General features: G+C 36.0%; 10 protein-coding genes. All 10 read left to right on the plus strand.

The features are described from left to right. The first annotated feature begins 4 nt into the window (after positions 1 to 4). The 10 genes from HWQ39_RS06460 (at position 5) to HWQ39_RS06505 (ending at position 19,579) form a co-directional block, all read left to right on the plus strand. On the plus strand, positions 5 to 256 hold the full coding sequence (locus tag HWQ39_RS06460; protein ID WP_292842763.1) for an acyl carrier protein: 252 nt from the start codon (positions 5 to 7) through the stop codon (positions 254 to 256). 37 nt (positions 257 to 293) lie between these two features. Next, positions 294 to 1,478, plus strand: coding sequence for an acyl-CoA dehydrogenase family protein (locus HWQ39_RS06465; RefSeq protein ID WP_292842765.1), 1,185 nt, complete (start codon positions 294 to 296; stop codon positions 1,476 to 1,478). A gap of 3 nt (positions 1,479 to 1,481) precedes the next feature. Beyond that, on the plus strand, positions 1,482 to 2,552 hold the full coding sequence (locus HWQ39_RS06470; RefSeq protein WP_292842767.1) for an HAD family hydrolase: 1,071 nt from the start codon (positions 1,482 to 1,484) through the stop codon (positions 2,550 to 2,552). A gap of 16 nt (positions 2,553 to 2,568) precedes the next feature. After that, the gene (locus HWQ39_RS06475; RefSeq protein ID WP_292842769.1) at positions 2,569 to 4,122 is read left to right on the plus strand and encodes a condensation domain-containing protein; all 1,554 of its coding nucleotides are present in this window, start codon (positions 2,569 to 2,571) and stop codon (positions 4,120 to 4,122) included. Positions 4,123 to 4,140: 18 nt separating this feature from the next. Continuing rightward, entirely contained in the window at positions 4,141 to 5,187 is a 1,047-nt protein-coding gene (locus tag HWQ39_RS06480; RefSeq protein WP_292842771.1) for a TauD/TfdA family dioxygenase, read from the plus strand. Between the two features lie 20 nt (positions 5,188 to 5,207). Next, complete coding sequence (locus HWQ39_RS06485) at positions 5,208 to 12,962, plus strand: non-ribosomal peptide synthetase (RefSeq protein ID WP_292842773.1); 7,755 nt, start codon at positions 5,208 to 5,210, stop codon at positions 12,960 to 12,962. 15 nt (positions 12,963 to 12,977) lie between these two features. Next, a complete protein-coding gene (locus tag HWQ39_RS06490) occupies positions 12,978 to 14,378 on the plus strand; it encodes a condensation domain-containing protein (RefSeq protein WP_292842775.1) in 1,401 nt (466 codons plus the stop codon). Between the two features lie 201 nt (positions 14,379 to 14,579). Further along, a complete protein-coding gene (locus HWQ39_RS06495) occupies positions 14,580 to 15,461 on the plus strand; it encodes a cupin-like domain-containing protein (RefSeq protein WP_292842777.1) in 882 nt (293 codons plus the stop codon). A gap of 86 nt (positions 15,462 to 15,547) precedes the next feature. Then, positions 15,548 to 16,804, plus strand: coding sequence for a diaminobutyrate--2-oxoglutarate transaminase (gene ectB / locus HWQ39_RS06500; protein ID WP_292842779.1), 1,257 nt, complete (start codon positions 15,548 to 15,550; stop codon positions 16,802 to 16,804). A gap of 45 nt (positions 16,805 to 16,849) precedes the next feature. After that, positions 16,850 to 19,579: an amino acid adenylation domain-containing protein gene (locus tag HWQ39_RS06505; protein ID WP_292842781.1), complete on the plus strand. Its 2,730-nt coding sequence runs from the start codon at positions 16,850 to 16,852 to the stop codon at positions 19,577 to 19,579. Positions 19,580 to 19,651 lie beyond the last annotated feature (72 nt).

The raw sequence follows: 19,651 nt of genomic DNA on the forward strand, positions 1-19,651 counted from the left end.
ACTAATGAGTGAAATTCAAGCTAAAATCAAAACTTTTCTGTCAAAATTTTTCGGCAATCATGATTTACAACCAGATGAAGACATTTTTGCTCTAGGTTTTGTCAATTCTATGTTCGCCATGCAACTTGTTTTATTTGTAGAGCAAGAGTTTCAGATTGCGATTGAAAACGATGACTTAGAATTTGAAAATTTCCGCACAATCAACTCTATCGCCAATTTAATTACACGTAAAACTGCTATTCTCGTGCAGTCATAAAATATAAATTGCTATTTTATCTGGCATAAATGGTATTATGAAATTGGAACTTTCTACTCAACAGAAAAACGCTAAAGCTGAATATAGAGCTTTTGTTAATCAGGAAATATGCCCTGATGCTGGCGAATGGGATAGGAAAGAATTTACCCCGCCAGAATTAATTAAAAAAATAGCTCAACGTGGTTTTCTCGGTGCTATATTGCCCCAAGAATATGGCGGGCAAGGAATGGACATGATTACCTATGGCATTCTCAACGAGGAAATTGGACGGGGATGTTCTTCTGTCCGAAGTTTGTTGACAGTTCACAACATGGTTGCTCATGCTTTGTGTAAATGGGGTAATAAATCTCAAAAACATTATTGGCTTCCTAAATTCGCATCTGGTGAAACTATTGCTGCTTTTGCGTTAAGCGAACCGAATGTAGGTAGCGATGCTAAAAGTGTAGAAACAATAGCAACACTTGATGGTGATGCTTATGTCTTAAATGGGCAAAAAAAATGGATTACTTACGGGCAAATAGCAGATATATTTTTAGTCTTTGCTAAATGTGAGGGTAAACCCACTGCTTTTTTAGTTGAAAAAAATAGTCCTGGACTATCAGTAAAACCAATGTCTGGGCTTTTAGGTGTTAGGGCTTCAATGTCAGCAGAATTGCACTTTAATAACTGTCAGGTTTCTTTAGAAAATTTAGTAGGTAAATTAGGTTTTGGATTTTCCTATATTGCTGCTACTGCACTTGATTATGGTAGATATAGTGTGGCTTCAGGTTGTGTAGGTATTGCTCAAGCTTGTTTGGAAGCTTGTATCAAATACACAAGTGAACGAAAACAGTTTGGTGTTTATCTCAAAGAACATCAATTAATCCGCCAAATGATTAGTCAGATGATAACTAACGTGAAAGCAGCAAGACTGCTGTGTTATCAAGCTGGTTATCTCAAAGATATTAGTGACCCCAACTCAATTATAGAGACTTCTATCGCTAAGTACTTTGCATCCACAGTCGCTACGAAAATAGCAAATGATGCCGTACAAATTCATGGGGGCAATGGTTGTAGTAATGAATACCCAGTGGAAAGGTATTTACGAGACTCTAAAATTATGGAAATCATTGAAGGTAGTACTCAAATTCAAGAAATTACTATCGCTGACTCAGGTTATCAAGATTATTTTTTGGCAAATGTTGCTACTGGCTTGGAAAAGAAATTAGCAGAGAGAATTTAATATATGATTAGTACTCAAGAACAAGAAGTAAATAGTAAACAAAAAGATAAAAAAGTTATTAAATGTGTCGTTTGGGATTTAGATAATACCATCTGGCATGGAGTTTTGCTAGAAGATGAGAAAGTTTCTCTAAGAAAAAATATAGTAGATATTATTCATACTTTAGATAGCCGTGGTATTATACAATCTATAGCTAGTAAGAATGAGCGTGCTATAGCAATAGGTAAACTAGAAGAATTTGGGTTAAAAGAGTATTTTTTATATCCACAAATAAATTGGAATTCTAAGGCTGCTTCTCTCAAAGAAATTGCTAATATACTTAATATTGGAATGAATGCGATCGCATTCATTGATGACCAATTATTTGAACTAGAAGAAGTGAAATTTTCTTTGCCAGAAATCCTGTGTATAAATGCAGATAAGATAGGAAATATTTTAGATATGCCTGTCATGAATCCTCGGTTTATTACGGAAGATTCACAAATTAGAAGATTGATGTATATTAGTGATATTGAGCGTCAAAATGCGGAGAAAGAATTTGTTGGCACAGCAGACGAATTTTTAGCTACTCTCAATATGAATTTTACTATCTCCTCCGCCAAAGAAGAAGACTTGCAGCGGGCAGAAGAGTTAACGCTACGAACTAACCAATTAAATACAACTGGTTATACCTACTCTTACGATGAACTCAATCATTTTCGGCAATCAGACAACCATAAACTGCTGATTGCAAGTCTGGAAGATAAGTATGGTAGCTATGGGAAGATAGGTTTAGTTCTAATCGAATGTCAGCCTAATTCATGGACAATAAAGCTGTTGCTAATGTCTTGTCGCGTCATGTCTAGAGGAGTTGGGACAATAATGATGAATCATATTATGAGTATGGCTAAAAGTAATAATGTCCGTCTTGTGGCAGAGTTTGTACCAAACGAGCGCAACAGAATGATGTATATATCTTATAAGTTTGCCGGGTTTAAAGAAACTGCTAATAATAACGATTCAGTTATTTTAGAAAATGATTTAAGTAGGATTCAGCCTGTACCTTCTTATGTAAAATTCCAAGTAATTACTTAATTATAAGGATGAGATTATGGATAGCAAAGCAGATGAAATTATTAAACGACGTTCTAAGCTCTCACCTGCTAAACAAGCAATTTTAGAAAAGCGTTTACAGGGTAAGCACAAGCCTGATACTCAACAAATTGAACGAGTTTCACGAGATTTAGAATTACCCCTATCTTTTGCCCAGCAGAGATTGTGGTTTCTGCATCAATTAGAGCCAAATTCATATACTTATAACGATCATGGCGCAATATTACTACAAGGCTCACTCAATATCAAAGCTTTAAAGCAAAGCATTAATGAAATAGTACGAAGACATGAGATTTGGCGAACCAGTTTCCAAATTGTCAATGGACAACCAGTTCAAATTATTGCTCCTGCTTTAAAGATACCCTTACCAATAATAGATTTACAAAATTTACCGAATACTGAACATGAAGCAGAAATCCAAAGGTTAAGACTAGAAAATTACCAACAACCATTTGATTTAGCACAGGTTCCCTTATTACGCTTGACTCTTTTACAGTTGAAAACTAGGGAATATGTACTGTTGCTAACGATACATCATATTATCGTTGACGGTTGGTCACAAGGAGTGTTTCTCCGAGAATTGTCAGCACTTTATGAAGCTTTTTCTCGTAGTAAGCCCTCACCACTTATGGACATTAATATTCAGTATGCAGATTTTGCTCGCTGGCAACAAAATTGGCTACAGGGTGAGGTACTTGACACCTTACTTACATACTGGAAAAAGCAATTGGGAGATAATTTACCAGTTTTAAAATTACCTACAAGTCGCCAACTATTAAAAAATAAAACCTCTCAGGAGGGGAGGGAAACGTTGATGATTTCTAAGACATTATCCCAAGAAATTAAGAATTTAGGTGATAGTCTGGGAACAACATTATTTATGACTCTACTCGGAGCATTTAAGGTTTTACTATACTGTTATACAGGTGAAAAAGATATTGTTATTGGTACTGATATTGCAAACCGTAATCTAATTGAAATAGAGAATTTAATTGGTTTTTTTGTTAATCAATTAGTGTTGCGTGCTTCTCTATTTGACAATCAAAGCTTTAGCGATTTTTTACAGCAAGTACGTAAAGTTTGCCTCGAATCTTATGCTCACCAAGATTTACCATTTGAGAAATTAGTTAGCGTTCTTAATCCTCAAAGAGGATTAAACCAAACTCCTATATTTCAAGTCAAGTTTATCCTTCCCAGTACTCCTACAGATACTTTAGAAATTTCAGATTTAACTTTCACTCGTTTAGATTTATTAGAAAATACGGTAGCAAGGTTTGATCTTCTTCTAGAAATAACTGAGACAGAGTTAGGAATAGTTGGGTTATTTAAATATAATAAAGATTTATTTGATATTATTAGTATTAGCAGATTAATAAAAAATTTTGAAATAATTTTATCTCGGGTTATTATAGAACCTAATATTCAATTAAATCAGCTAAAAGAAATTTTAATTAACTTAGATAAAGAATATCACTTGAGTGAAGAACGAAAACGAAAAGAAGAATATAAGCAAAAGTTAAGCAGAGTTAAACGAAAGATAATTGAATTGTAGCTGAAGTTGATTAAAGAAATGAAACAGGTAAAAACAACTAACTCTAATCTTCACCATAAATTTCCTAAAATTGGTAGAAAATCTATCAATTTACAAACAGAACTAATCAAAATAGATAATTTTGGGGATGACCAAACTCTACCGTTAGTTATAAAACCATGCGTACCTGATATAGATATCGCAGATTGGGCGGAGACAAATCGGGAATTTATTGATACGAATTTAATTAAATATGGTGCTATCTTTTTCAAAGGATTTAGTATTACTACAGCAGCCGCATTTGAAAGATTTGGTCTAGCAGTTTGCTCAGAACTATTCAATGAAAATGGTGAACACCCTCGCAAAACGTTAAGTGGTAAAGTTTATACTCCAGTCTTTTACCCTGCTGAAAGCAAATTGTTGTGGCATAACGAGAATTCTTTTAATCATCGCTGGCCTGTAAAAATTTTGTTCGGCTGTTGTCAACCTGCACAGCAAGGGGGAGAAACCCCAATCGTTGATAGTCGTGGGGTATTTCAACTTATTGAACCTAAGATTAGGGAAAAGTTTGTTGAAAAGCAAGTTATGTATGTTCGTAATTATGGAAACGTATTAGGGTTGGACTGGCAAACGGTTTTTCAAACTCAAAGTAAAGCTGATGTAGAAAAGCTTTGTCAAAATAATTTAATTGATTTTGAATGGAAAAAGGATGGTGGATTAAGAACTATTTCTATTCGTCCAGGTGTAATCAAGCATCCTCAAACAGGTGAATTTTCTTGGTTTAATCAAGCGCAACATTGGCATTTAGCTTGTTTAGATGCACAAACCCGTGAGTCGCTAATTTCATCTTTCAAGGAAGAAGATTTGCCGCGAAATTGCTTTTATGGAGATGGTACTCCTATTGAAGACTCTACAATGCTTGATATCTGTGCGGTATATCAGAGATTAGAAATATGTTTTCCTTGGGAACAAGGCGACATATTATTACTGGACAATGTGTTAACTGCTCATGCACGCAATCCTTATGTGGGAGAACGCAAGTTATTTGTTGCGATGAGCGAACTTATGAGTTTTAGTAACCTTTAAATTGGGGTTAAACATTTAACATGCAAGAGACAATTCAAGGTTTTCCACTATCTCCTCAGCAAAAGCATCTTTGGTTACTACAACAGGGTAGTAATTTGTATATATCTCAATGCGCTATCCTTATTGAAGGAAATGTAGAAGTAAATATACTGGAAGAAGCGTTAAACAAAGTTATTGCTAGAAATGAAATTCTCCATACAAATTTCCATCGCCCGCGTGGGTTGAAAATACCTATTCAGGTGATAAAAAGTAGTATTAATGTATTTTTATCTGAGTACTTTTTAGAAAACAATTCTTATCAAGAGGAAAAAATAGAAGCACTTTTAGAAAAAAGAAGGGAACAGTCTATCAATTTACAGGAAGGGCAATTATTAAAAGTCGAATTGGTAAAATGTTCATCAAGAAAATATGTTTTAGTTATAAACGTGCCATCTCTTTGTGCAGACTCTAAATCATTGAAAAATCTAGTTAATGAAATTAGCCAGTATTACGCTGCATGTTTGCAAAATACAGAACTAGATGAAGAACCACTACAGTATGCGGATATCGCTACATGGCAAAATGAATTACTTGAGGCAGAGGAGACTACAACAAGTAAAAATTACTGGCAGCAAGTAGATTTTTCGACTTTAGATACCTTAAAGCTTCCTTTTGAAAATTGTCTTTCTAAAAAATCGGAATTTGAACCTCAATTTATTAAGTTAGCAATTAACAACGATTTACTAATTAAAATTGAAGAAATTGTCCAAAAATATCAAATTTCAATAGATACTTTTTTCCTTACTTGCTGGCAAATTATACTTTGCCGTCTTACTGGGCAATCAAATTTAATTATAGGTTTAGGTTGTGATGGTCGAAATTATGAAGAATTAAAAGCAGCATTAGGTTTATTCGCAAAATATTTACCACTTGTTTGTAATCTAAAAGAAAATGATACATTTAGTGATGTCTTAATACAGGTTAACACCTTAACAGATGAAATACTTGAATGGCAGGATAGCTTTAGTTGGGACGTGTTTTCTAAAACAAATGCAGATGATATAGAAGAGTCATTTTTGCCATTTTGTTTTGATTTTGAGGAAATAGCAACTAATTATTATACCCCTGAAGTATCATTTTCAATTCATCAACATTACGTCTGCTTTGACCGATTTAAACTTAAACTTTCTTGTGTACATACACAAAATGGTGTTAAATTAGAATTTCACTATGATGCAAAACTTTTCCATAAAGAAGATATTCAACGTTTGGTTAATGAATGGGAAACTTTGTTAATAAGTGTTATTAACAATCCCTCTACAGCGATATCACGATTAGATATTCTCAGCGAACAAGAACGGCAAGAACTCTTAGTTACATTCAACAACACTAAAACAGCAGAGCTACAATACGAATGTATTCACCATTGGTTTGAACAGCAGTGCGATCGCACACCAGATAACATTGCTATTGTTTATACAAATCAGCGACTTACCTATCGAGAATTAAACACTCGTGCTAACCAGCTAGCTCATTACCTACAACAATTAGGTGTGAAACCAGATGTGACGGTAGGACTTTGTGTAGAGCGATCGCCTTTAATGCTGATTGGACTTTTAGCTATCTTAAAAGCTGGTGGTGCTTATGTACCAATTGATCCTAGCTATCCCTTAGAAAGAAAAACTTTTATCCTCAACGATTCTCAAATGCCAGTGCTGCTGACTCAACGGCATTTAATCACAGATTTGGCTACCAATGAAATTCAAGTAATTTGTATAGATAGTGATTGGCAAGCTATAAACCAACAAGAAATTACAAATCCAATTACTACAACAAGCGAATTAAATTTAGCTTATGTTATTTACACCTCCGGTTCCACTGGTAAACCCAAAGGAACTCTAATTACCCATCAAGGATTGGTTAACTACTTAAGTTGGTGTACCCAAACATATCTAGTGCAAGAAGGAGTCGGAACTTTAGTTCACTCACCTTTAGGTTTTGACTTAACAATCACTAGTATTTTTTCACCTTTATTAGTTGGTCGTACAGTAGAATTACTATCAGAAGAACAAGGTATTGAAACCCTTTCTCAAGCTTTAAAGAAAAGCTCGAATTTAAGTTTGGTGAAAATTACCCCCGCTCACTTGGATTTACTGAAGCAACAGTTATCTAAAGAAGAAATCGCAAATAAAACTAGAGCTTTTATTATCGGCGGGGAAAATTTATTAGCCCAAAGCCTCACCTTCTGGCAAGATGTGGCTCCAGAGACAATATTGGTAAACGAATATGGCCCTACAGAGACGGTGGTAGGCTGTTGTGTTTATCAGGTTCCAGTTGGGAAACATTATACAGGTTCCATACCCATTGGGAAAGCGATCGCTAATACCCAGTTGTATATTTTAGACGAATATTTGCAACCAGTTCCAAAGGGTGTACCCGGTGAACTGCACATTGGCGGATTTGGATTAGCTAGAGGTTATCTAAATCAAGCTGAATTAACAGCCCTTAAATTTATCCCCAATCCCTTCAGTAATAAAGAGGGCGATCGCCTTTACAAAACAGGTGATATAACCCGCTATTTACCAAGTGGAGATATTGAATATATCAGTAGAATTGACAACCAAATAAAAATTCGCGGGTTCCGCATTGAATTGGGAGAAATTGAAGCGGTTATAAGTCAACACCCCGTAGTACGAGAAACTGTAGTTATAGTCAGTGAAGAATCGGTAAATTATCAACGTATAATTGCATATATAGTTATTCAAAAAAACCAAACGCTGGCAATTCCTGAACTACGTAGCTTTTTAGAGTCAAAGTTACCAAGTTATATGCTGCCATCTGCTTTTGTAATCCTAGAAGCACTACCACTAACATCTAATGGTAAGGTTGACCGGAAGGCCCTTCCTGCACCAGAAGAAACAGATGTATCATCATCTAATATAGTCCCTCCCTCCACACTAATTGAGAATTTACTAGCAAGTATTTGGACAGAAGTACTTGGTTTAGACAAAGTAGGTATTAATAATAATTTCTTTACTTTGGGAGGACATTCCTTAATGGCCACTCGCGTAATGTCCCAAATCCGGCAAGTATTTAAAGTAGAGCTTCCTTTACCTTATTTATTTGAAAAACCAACAATCGCAGAGCTAGCAAAAGAAATTGAAAAAGCGATTAAGGTAGACTCAGGAGCTGAAGCTACAAATATTGAGCGGATTGTGCGATCGCACCAATTACCGCTATCATTTGCTCAACAACGACTGTGGTTCTTAGCTCAATTAGAACCAGACAGCCCATTCTACAATACTCCTGCTGCTGTTCGCCTCGAAGGACAGTTAAATGTAGAAGCACTACAACAAAGTTTTAACGAAATCATTAGTCGTCATGAAGTACTGCGAACCAATTTTCAAACCAGAGAAGGGCAACCAGTAGCTATCATCTCTGAAGAAAAACCTTTAACATTACAAATATTTGATATTAGCAAGTTACCTTCAAATCAACAAGAAGCCGAAATTAAACAAGAAGCGGCACAAGAGGCACAACAATCTTTTGATATCAGCAAAGACCATCTACTGAGAGTAAAACTATTACGTCTTGGTGAGCAAGAACATATTGTGTTACTGACAATGCACCATATAGTCTCTGATGGTTGGTCAATCAGCGTACTAGTACAGGAGTTGGCAACACTTTATCAATCCTTCTGTAACGGGCAACCTTCACCATTATCTGAACTTGCAATACAGTATGTAGACTTCGCGGCTTGGCAACGACAATGGCTGCAAGGAGAAGTACTCGAAACTCAAATATCTTATTGGCTTAAGCACTTAGAGAACGCACCAAAAATATTAGAGTTACCCACAGATTATCCAAGGCCAGCAATTCAGACTTTCCGGGGTGCGACCTACTCATTTAAGTTATCTCCAGAATTATCTGCATCCTTAAATAAATTAAGTCAGCAGCAGGGAAGCACTTTATTTATGACCCTGTTGGCAGGTTTTCAAACACTGCTATGGCGTTATACGGGTAGCGAAGATATTGTGGTCGGCTCGCCTATCGCTAACCGTAACCGAATAGAGATAGAACGATTAATTGGATTTTTTGTCAATACCCTGGTATTGAGAACTAACTTAGCAGGAAATCCCAGTTTTGAAGAACTACTAAAGAGGGTGCGGGAAGTCGCATTAGGAGCATACACTCATCAGGATTTGCCTTTTGAATTGTTAGTTGAGCAGTTGCAACCACAGCGAGACTTAAGTCATACACCATTATTTCAAGTGATGTTTGTGCTTCAGAATGCACCAATGTCTGCGTTAGAATTGTCTGGTTTGACTTTAACCCCGTTAGAAAGCAATAGTGATAGCGCCAAGTTTGATTTAAATCTACAAATCACAGAAATAGAGGAGGGGTTACTTGGAAGTATAGAATATAATACTGATTTATTTGAGGACAATACAATACATCAGATGGCGAGTCATTTGCAAACGTTGCTTGAAGGAATTGTTGCTAATCCGCAGCAGCGTTTGTCGGAGTTACCACTGTTAAGTGAATCTGAACGGCATCAATTGGTGTGGGAGTGGAATAATACAGAAGTTGATTATCCTCAACAACAATGTATCCATCAATTGTTTGAGGGACAGGTAGAACTTACACCTGATGCTGTTGCAGTCATCTTTGAAAACCAACAGTTAACCTACCGCGAGTTGAACAACCGAGCAAATCTACTAGCGCATTATTTGCGTTCATTGGGAGTAAAATCAGAAGTATTAGTCGGGATTTGTGTAGAGCGTTCGTCGGAGACGTTGCCGGAGGCATCGCTTTCGATGGTCATTGGACTATTAGCCATCCTAAAAGCAGGTGGCGCATACATACCAATAGACCCCAACTATCCCCAAGAACGCATCGCATTTATACTAGAAGACACTCAAGCACCAGTATTACTCACTCAATCTTCACTGCGAGAAACAATACCCCAACACAAAGCTCAAGTCATCTGCTTAGATACCGATTGGCATCTCATCGCCCAACAAAGCCAGAAAAATGTCATCTCTGAAATAACCCCCGACAACCTCGCTTATATCATCTATACCTCTGGTTCAACAGGTAAACCAAAAGGTGTAATGATTAAACACGCAAGCACAGTTGCAATGTTGGATTGGGCAAAGCAAACCTTTGCAATCGAAGCTTTGCAAGGAGTTTTAGCATCAACCTCTATTTGCTTCGACCTTTCAGTATTCGAGCTATTTATTCCTCTGTGTTGCGGTGGCAAGGTGATTCTAATCGAGAACGCCTTATATTTATCAACTTTGCCAACAGCCCAAAATGTAACCTTAATAAATACTGTCCCAAGTGTGATTTCACAGTTATTAAGAACTGATAGTATTCCGGCTTCAGTGCAGACAATCAATGTGGCAGGTGAACCACTTCATCATCATCTTGTACAACAACTTTATCAGCAAGAGAATATACAACAGGTATTTAACCTCTATGGACCTTCTGAAGATACAACTTATTCAACATTTGCCCTTCTAGACAAAGATACTAGCAATATTCCACCGATTGGTCGCCCGATTCACAACACGCAGATTTATTTGTTAGATCAAAATTTACAACCTGTTCCTGTGGGTGTAACTGGGATGTTGTATATTGGTGGTGCAGGTTTATCGCGTGGTTATCTCAACAAACCAGAACTGACTGCTGAACGATTTATTCCCAATCCTTACACACAGTTACCAGGAGAACGGTTATATCAAACTGGGGATTTAGCCCGCTATTTAGCAAATGGAGAGATTGAGTACATTGGGCGCATTGATTATCAAGTAAAAGTACGTGGTTTCCGTATTGAACTCTTAGAAATTGAAGCACTGATTATTGAACATCCTGAAGTTCGAGAGGCTGTTGTTACGGTTGATTCTTCCGAAACTGATTCTCAACGAATAATTGCTTATGTCGTTCCGAATTCAGAGGAAAGACTAACTATTTCTCAACTGCGCGATTTTTTAGAGGCAAAGTTACCAAACTATATGGTGCCAACTGCTTTTGTCTTTTTGGAGGCACTACCATTAACTCCTAATGGCAAGATTGACCGTAAGGCGCTCAAAGCTCCTGATACAGCAAGACCTGAAGACCAAGAGCTAGTAGCACCTCGCAATTTCTTAGAAGCCAAACTGGCTGAAATTTGGGCAGGCGTGCTTGGTGTGGATAAAGTAGGTATTTTCGATAACTTTTTTGAATTAGGTGGAGATTCTATTCTGGCCATTGTAGTTATCACTAGAGCCAACCAAGCCGGTCTAAAACTTACAGTTAAGCAGTTATTTCAACATCAAACAGTTGTTGGTTTGGCAAGTGTGGCAGTTACAAAAAATATAAACCAAGCCGAACAAGAACTCATCACAGGTTTAGTCTCTCTTACACCAATACAATCCTGGTTTTTTGAACAGAATTTACTTGAACCCCACCACTGGAATCAAGCAGTTTTACTCGAAGTTAAACAACTTATTGACCTAGCTTTATTAGAAAAATCTGTACAGCAATTACTGGTACATCATGATGTTCTTCGCTTACGTTTTGAGGAAACAGAGTTTGGCTACCAGCAGATTATAGCTAGCCCTGATGCAGAATTACCTTTAATAAATTTTGATTTCTCTGCATTATCAGCAGGCGAACAAAAACTAGCCATTGAAACAGCAGCTACCAAATTACAAGCCAGTCTTAACCTCTCAACAGGCCCATTGATGCGAGTTGCTCTATTCAACTTAGGGCGGGGATCAAATCGTCTGCTAATCCTTATTCACCATCTAGCTGTAGATGGCGTTTCTTGGCGGATTTTACTGGAAGACTTGGACACAACATACCAGATGATGAACCAAGGCAAAAAGATAGAATTACCAGCCAAAACAACTTCCTTTAAATACTGGTCTAAATGTCTAGAGGAATATGCACAATCAGCTACCTTCCAACAAGAATGGGACTATTGGCTGAGAGAGTCTTGGCAAAACATTGCTCCTTTACCAGTAGATTTTTCTGACGGCGACAATACAGTAGCTTCGACTCTAAATATCTCAATTTGTCTGACTGTAGAACAGACTCAAGCCTTGCTAAAAGAAGTACCAAAAGTTTATAATACACAAATAAATGATGTCTTGCTCACGGCACTAGTACAAGCTTTTTCTCAATGGACTGGCAATAATTCTCTATTACTAGCTCTTGAAGGTCATGGGCGGGAAGAAATTTTCGATGATGTTGATTTGTCGCGTACAGTCGGTTGGTTTACCTCTGTTTTTCCTGTATTGTTAGGTTTAGGAAAAACATCTCATCCCGTAGAGGCTTTGAAAGCGATAAAAGAGCAACTACGGAGTATTCCAAATAAGGGAATAGGCTATGGTGTCCTACGTTACCTTAGTCAGGATATTGCGAGAGTTAAGTTATTGCGATCGCTTCCACAAGCTGAAGTGGTCTTTAATTACTTAGGTCAGTTCGATCAAACATTTTCAGACTCATCAATATTTAAAATCTCTCAAGACTCCCAAGGACAAACGCGCAGTTCGCGGAATCGGGAGAGTTATATGCTAAGTATCGACGCTTTGGTAATTGATAACCAGTTGAGAATAGATTGGACTTACAGCGAAAAAATACATCAACGAAGCACTATTGAACGATTAGCGCAAGAGTTCTTAAAAGCATTGCAAGTACTCGTGACTCATTGTCAATCTCCTGAAGTCAGAGTATATACACCTTCTGACTTTCCAGAAGCAGAACTAAGTCAACAAGACCTCGAACGGTTTTTAAGAAAAATTAACTGAGAGAGTAAAAATAAAATGAGAGAAAACATCCAAGATATATACCCGCTATCTCCAATACAACATGGTATGCTCTTTCACTGTCTGCACGCCCCTGAAATGGAATTATACCATTCACAGTCCGTCTATACTTTTAGCGGCAATCTGAACATTGATGCTTTTAAATACGCTTGGCAGCAAGTAGCAACCCGACACACAATCTTGCGTACTAGCTTCTATTGGGAAGAATTAGATAAACCATTACAAGTTGTGCATCAGCAAGTAGAAGTACCTGTAGACTACCAGGATTGGCAAGAACTCGATCCATTAGAACAACAAGAGCATTTACAATCTTTTCTTGAGAGCGATCGCTTACGGCGTTTTGATTTTTCCCAAGCGCCTCTAATGCGTCTGGCTATAATCCAAATTCAAGAACACACTTACTATCTTGTTTGGAGTAGCAACCTGCTCATTCTAGATGGTTGGTCATATCTATTGGTATTAAATGATGTGATTGAAATTTATGAAGCATATTGTCAAGGTCAAGATGCACCTTTAAGAAACGGCAGTTGCTTTAAAGACTACATCAAATGGTTGAAACAACAGGATTTATCCAAAGCAGAGGAGTTCTGGCGACAGCAACTCAATGGAGTAAAAGAGCCTACTCCGCTAACTAACCTATACCCAAACAACTTGTCCAATTTAGAAGAACGCTACGAGGATATACAAATCAGTCTATCGGAAGCAATTACAAGAAACCTAGATTCCTTGGCAAGACAGCATCACTTGACCATGAATACAATAGTTCAGGGAGTTTGGGCTATACTCCTTAGTCACTACAGTGGCAAAAATGATGTAATTTATGGCTGTACTACTTCTGGTCGTCCAGTAGATTTAGAAGGTTCGGAGTCAATGGTGGGGGAAATGGTTAATACCTTACCAGTACACGCCAAGATAGATCTGGATGAGCATTTATTATCTTGGCTTCAGCAATTACAGACTCAATTGATAGAACTTCGAGAGTATGAATATTATCCCCTAGTGGATATTCAAAAATGCAGTAAAGTGCTAGGTAATGTGCCTTTGTTTGAGAGCTTTGTAGTGTTCGAGAACCAAAAAACAGGCAACTTTCTGCAAGAATGGGGAAGTCTAAATATCTCTGAGCAAACTAGCTATTATAAAACAAACTATCCTCTAAATATAGTTGGGTATCCTGGCTCAGAACTCACGATTGGAATTAATTATGATTTTCGCCGCTTTGATGCTGCAACAATCATGAATATATTACATCATTTAAAAATATTGCTCGAAGGCATCGTAACAAATCCTCAAGTAAGGCTTAAGGAGTTATTGTTACTTACAGAGCAAGCACCACATATAAAAATATTAATTTTAGACAAAGAAATGTCATTGCACTTAGATTTTGCTTTAACTAATTAAATCCCTAAAAAATAAATATTTATACATAAAACAAGTTGATTGAAATCTGACTGAACGAGTACTAATAAGAAACTCTCATAATCAAGTAAAATTCTCATTTCCAGACAAATAAATTTGAATCGTTTAAGACTACTACATTTTTTTTGATCGAGCCATATTGGCAGCAATCTTATTGATAATTTAAGGAAAAATAGTTAATTTATGATAATCTCAAATGAAATCGAGCGCAGATATAAGCTTTCAAGTAATGAATTTAAGTCAAACTATGTTGACTGCGAAAAACCAGTTATCATCTCAGGAGCGATTAAAAGTTGGAATAGCTTCGATAAATGGTCATTAGAATATTTAAAAGACCTATCTCCTGCTTTAAATATTTATGCTAAAAAGTTTAGTAATAAAAAAATTGAATTATGTCGTTTGACAATGCAAGAATATGTAACCTTAATCAATAACTATGAAAAAGATGATGAAAAAACTGATTCCCCACCCTATTGTCATGACTTGCCACTATTTAGCTTAATACCTTCACTAATAAAAGATGTTCAACCATTTCCTTTAGATTATTTACCAAAATGGTATCGTTACAAATGGTGGCGTTACTGTCAGTTTTTTATTGGATCTTCTAATAGTCTTACTCCACTACATTTTGATTGTCTTCTGACTAACAATATTTTTTTTCAACTTGTTGGACGGAAACAATTTACTATATTACTACCTAGAGATGCTAAAAATTGTTATCGCAAAGGCTGGCGATGGTTTCTCGTTGATCCAGAAAATCCAGATTTCAATAAATATCCTGAATACAGAAATGCAAAACCGATTAAATTTGTCGTAAATCCTGGGGATATTGTCTATATGCCTCCTGGAACGCTGCATCATGTTCGGAGTTTAGATATGTCGATTTCTTTTAATATCGATTGGCATACTCAAAAAAGTTCATTGAGGGCTTTAGCAGCTATGACAAAAGGGATGCCAATTCAAAACTGCTACTACAACTTTTTATTAACTATGGGTTTAGTGTTAAAAGTACCTCCTCAGATAATTTTCAAATTTTATAAGTCTTATCTAAATTATGTTTCTTAAAAAACAAAGCTATGGCACAAAGACATCGAGCCTAAACAATCAGTAGATTTATTAATGTATTTGGCAATCCCAAAAATAAAAATCTCATGAACATATTTGAAAAGCGCGAATCAAACGTTAGAAGCTATTGCCGTAATTTTCCTGCAATATTCCATAGAGCTAAAGATTCTATAGTTTATACGGAGTCAGGTGAAGAATATATAGATTTTTTCGCTGGTGCAGGTGCTTTAAATTATGGACATAATCATGACTACATCAAACAAAAAGTCATGTCATATTTAGATGCCGATGGAATTGCCCATGCTTTAGATATGTATACTTCGGCGAAAGAGAAGTTTTTAACCAAGTTTGATGAGGTAGTGTTAAGTTCAAAAAAACTAGATTATCGCATTCAGTTTTGTGGGCCGACAGGAACAAATGCAGTTGAAGCTGCTTTAAAATTAGCGAGAAAAGTCAGAGGGAGAGCAGGTATATTCTCATTCATGGGAGCATATCATGGAATGACTTTAGGTAGCTTATCGATTACTGGCAATATTGGAATTCGAGGCGGGGTAATTGGGACATCAAGTAATGTAACTTTTATGCCTTATCCCTATGGATTTATGGAAACTTTTGACACTATAGAATATATAGAAACAGTCTTAAATGATGTAAATTCGGGAATTGAAAAACCAGCAGCAATCATCTTTGAAACAGTACAAGCAGAAGGTGGAGTTGTTGTAGCTCCTATTGTCTGGATGCAAAGACTCAGAGAGTTATGCGATAAGCATGACATTTTATTAATCTGCGATGATATTCAAGTTGGCTGCGGTCGAACAGGTTCTTTCTTTTCTTTTGAAAGAGCAGATATTGTTCCTGATATGGTAATACTTTCTAAATCTATTAGTGGGTATGGTTTTCCAATGTCACTATTATTAATTAAGCCAGATTTGGATATATGGGAACCAGGTGAGCATAATGGTACTTTTAGGGGTAATCAATTAGCATTTATCGGAGCAACAGCTGCTTTAGAATATAGAGAAAGTAGTAATCTTGAACAAGAAGTCAAAAATAAAGAGCTTTTCTTGAAAAATTTTCTCACTCAAGAAATAGCATCAATTAGTGAAAGCATAGCAGTACGTGGAATTGGCATGATTTGGGGTATTGATGTTAAAAATTTTGGCGGTAACAGTTTAGCCAAAAGTATAACCTCCCGTTGTTTTGAACTAGGTTTAATAGTCGAATTAGCAGGGAGAAATGATACGGTAATTAAAATACTGCCTCCTTTGGTAATTGATATGTCCACATTACAAAAGGGTTGTTCAATTATCAAAAAAGTTTTTGATGATTTCATATCAAACTAATGATATTTATCAGTCAGCAAATAATTGGTTATAAGGATAAGAACTATGGATCTACATCTACACTCGAATGACTTATTATCTCAAAAATTTTATTGGATAAATAAATTATCGGGAGACTTGCCAGAAACAAATCTGATGCTAGACTATGTAAGACCTTTACTTTCTAGTGCTAAGAACAAATCTTTTAGATTTGATTTACCAAATAATTTATCTCAAGCAACCCTTAAACTAACTAAAGGTTCTTACTTTTCAACGTACTGGATACTTGTATCTGCATTAAACATATTGTTGCAAAAATATACCCGAAATAATGATGTTATCCTTGGAATACCTGTATATGAGGAAACTAGTACAGATTGCGTAAATAGTAAAATTATTCCTTTGCGTACTCAGGTAATACCTCAACTTTCATTTAAAGATTTTCTTTTTCAAGTAAAAGATGCGATTCTTGGTGCTTACAACAATCAAAACTATAATTTTGATGAATTAATTAAATTATTAGAAATACCAACAATCCCTAATCGCTGTCAAATTTTTGATATAGTAGTTTTACTAGAAAATATTCATCATAAAGATAATTTAAATTTACTTGATAATGACATAACAATTTCTTTGAAAATTAACTCTGAAACTATTAGTGCCAATATAGAGTATAGAGAAGATTTATTTCAGGATGAAAGCATAAAATCGATGAGTAGATATTATATTAATGTTGTTGATAGTATTATAAATAACATTAATATTAAAATATCAGATATTATTTTCTTGAAATATACCGATAAATATCAGTTGCTAAAAGCATATAACAACAATGATAGAGAGTATCCAGTTGAGCAGACAATAAATCAATTATTTGAGAAACAAGTCTCTCAGACTCCAAGCAATATAGCTATTTTCCATGAAGGAACTAAATTAACTTATCAAGAACTAAACCAAAAAGCTAATCAGCTAGCTAAATTATTGCGGAAGTTAGGAGTTAAGCAAGGAGAATTTGTAGGCATTTTTAAAGATCGAGATATCAATTTTCTAATTGCAATCCTCGCTATATACAAGGCAGGTGGAGCATACGTACCTATTGATAGTACTTATCCACAAAAGAGAATTCAGTATATGCTATCTAATAGCGAAGTTAGATTTGTATTAACAGATTATTCGCTATTAAATATCTTGCAATCCTTAGTGGAAGACCATTCAAATTTATCATCTATTATTTGTTTAGATGATATGATTACTGAAAAAACTCAACTTGCTAATAAAACAGGGTTAAAGATATATAACAAATCAGATTTTGCTCAACTAGCCAATGATAATGTAGAGCATATTAATGATGCTTGTGACCCAGCCTATATGCTTTATACTTCTGGGTCTACAGGATTACCCAAGGGGGCAATTGTCAGGCATGATGGCGCAGTTAATCATATTTATGCCCAATTCGATGAGTTGGAGTTAACGCAGAAGTTTTGTTTTCTCCAAAGCGCTCCTTCTTCTACAGATATTTCTGTATGGCAATTTTTAGCACCACTTTTAATAGGTGGAAAAACAGTAATTGTAAATATAGAAACTGTTGCTATTCCTGATAAACTATTTGAGGTACTGAAATCACAAAAAATTACAACTGTGGAATTAGTACCAGCATTATTTGGTGGCTTGCTTGAATATACTTCCCAGCTACCGAGTCATGAAAGAGAATTACCTGATTTGAAATGGATGATGGTTGTGGGGGAGACAGTATCAGTAAGTTGGGTAAATAAGTGGCTCCATCTGTATCCTGAAATCAAAATTGTTAACGCTTATGGCCCCACCGAAGCTGCTGATGATATCAGCCAGTTTATTGTTAATAAACCATTGCCAGAAAATCAGCGAACAGTTCCAATTGGTAAACCCTTAGCTAACTTAAATCTCTATATCCTTGATGAAGAAATGCAGCTATTACCTATTGGTGTTCCTGGAGAAATTTGTGTGTCGGGAATTGGTGTAGGTAATGGATACTGGAAAAATGAAGAAAAAACTAATTTTAGCTTTGTTCCTAACCCGTTTACGGATGCTAAGAAGAGATTGCCAGAAAATCGCAAAGATTTAATTTATAAAACTGGAGATTTAGGAAGGTGGCTGACTGATGGGAATATCGAATTTCTTGGACGTATTGATAATCAAGTAAAGATTCGTGGCTTCCGGGTTGAACTTGGAGAAATTGAAACATTTCTAGGTCAGCACCAAAATGTTCGTGAAAATGTAGTTGTGGTTCAGCAGGAGGAAGCAGGTAATTTACAATTAGTTGCCTATGTAGTTGCAAAGAGAGAACCAATTCCTAGTATTAGTGAATTGCGTACTTTCTTGAAAGAAAAGTTACCTGAATATATGTTACCTTCTGACTTTGTAATGCTAGAAAGCATACCACTATCACCTAGTGGGAAGGTAGACCGCAAAGCTTTGCCGAAAACAGAGAATACTCGCCCGAAACTAGAAACGGCTTACGTAGTACCGCAAAATGACATTGAGCAAGCAGTTGCCGATATTTGGCAAGAAATATTAGGTATTCAGCAAATAGGAATCTACGACAACTTTTTTGAATTGGGAGGAAACTCACTGTTAGCTATTCAGGTTATTTCCCGTTTGCGTAAAGTCTTACAGACTGATATTGCCCTACGTAGTTTGTTTGATGAACCAACTATCGCTGGAATCTCACACTATATTGAAAGTATTCGTGAGAAAGTCAAAAAATTACTAGTTGTTGCTAGCGCTTCTCTGAGTGATAGAGAGGAAATAGAATTTTAAATTAAAAATAGACTCTTAGTTAAAATGTTGTCTTTTAATTATTCTGATTGAGTATTTCCGAAGAAAAATTAC

The organism is Nostoc sp. NMS8, from assembly GCF_017115045.1.
In the GTDB taxonomy this organism is placed as follows: Bacteria; Cyanobacteriota; Cyanobacteriia; order Cyanobacteriales; family Nostocaceae; genus Nostoc.

Coding starts and splice junctions, on each gene's coding strand:
- HWQ39_RS06460 (WP_292842763.1), top strand. CDS start 5: ATGAGTGAAATTCAAGCTAAAATCAAAACTTTTCTGTCAAAATTTTTC.
- HWQ39_RS06465 (WP_292842765.1), top strand. CDS start 294: ATGAAATTGGAACTTTCTACTCAACAGAAAAACGCTAAAGCTGAATAT.
- HWQ39_RS06470 (WP_292842767.1), top strand. CDS start 1,482: ATGATTAGTACTCAAGAACAAGAAGTAAATAGTAAACAAAAAGATAAA.
- HWQ39_RS06475 (WP_292842769.1), top strand. CDS start 2,569: ATGGATAGCAAAGCAGATGAAATTATTAAACGACGTTCTAAGCTCTCA.
- HWQ39_RS06480 (WP_292842771.1), top strand. CDS start 4,141: ATGAAACAGGTAAAAACAACTAACTCTAATCTTCACCATAAATTTCCT.
- HWQ39_RS06485 (WP_292842773.1), top strand. CDS start 5,208: ATGCAAGAGACAATTCAAGGTTTTCCACTATCTCCTCAGCAAAAGCAT.
- HWQ39_RS06490 (WP_292842775.1), top strand. CDS start 12,978: ATGAGAGAAAACATCCAAGATATATACCCGCTATCTCCAATACAACAT.
- HWQ39_RS06495 (WP_292842777.1), top strand. CDS start 14,580: ATGATAATCTCAAATGAAATCGAGCGCAGATATAAGCTTTCAAGTAAT.
- ectB (WP_292842779.1), top strand. CDS start 15,548: ATGAACATATTTGAAAAGCGCGAATCAAACGTTAGAAGCTATTGCCGT.
- HWQ39_RS06505 (WP_292842781.1), top strand. CDS start 16,850: ATGGATCTACATCTACACTCGAATGACTTATTATCTCAAAAATTTTAT.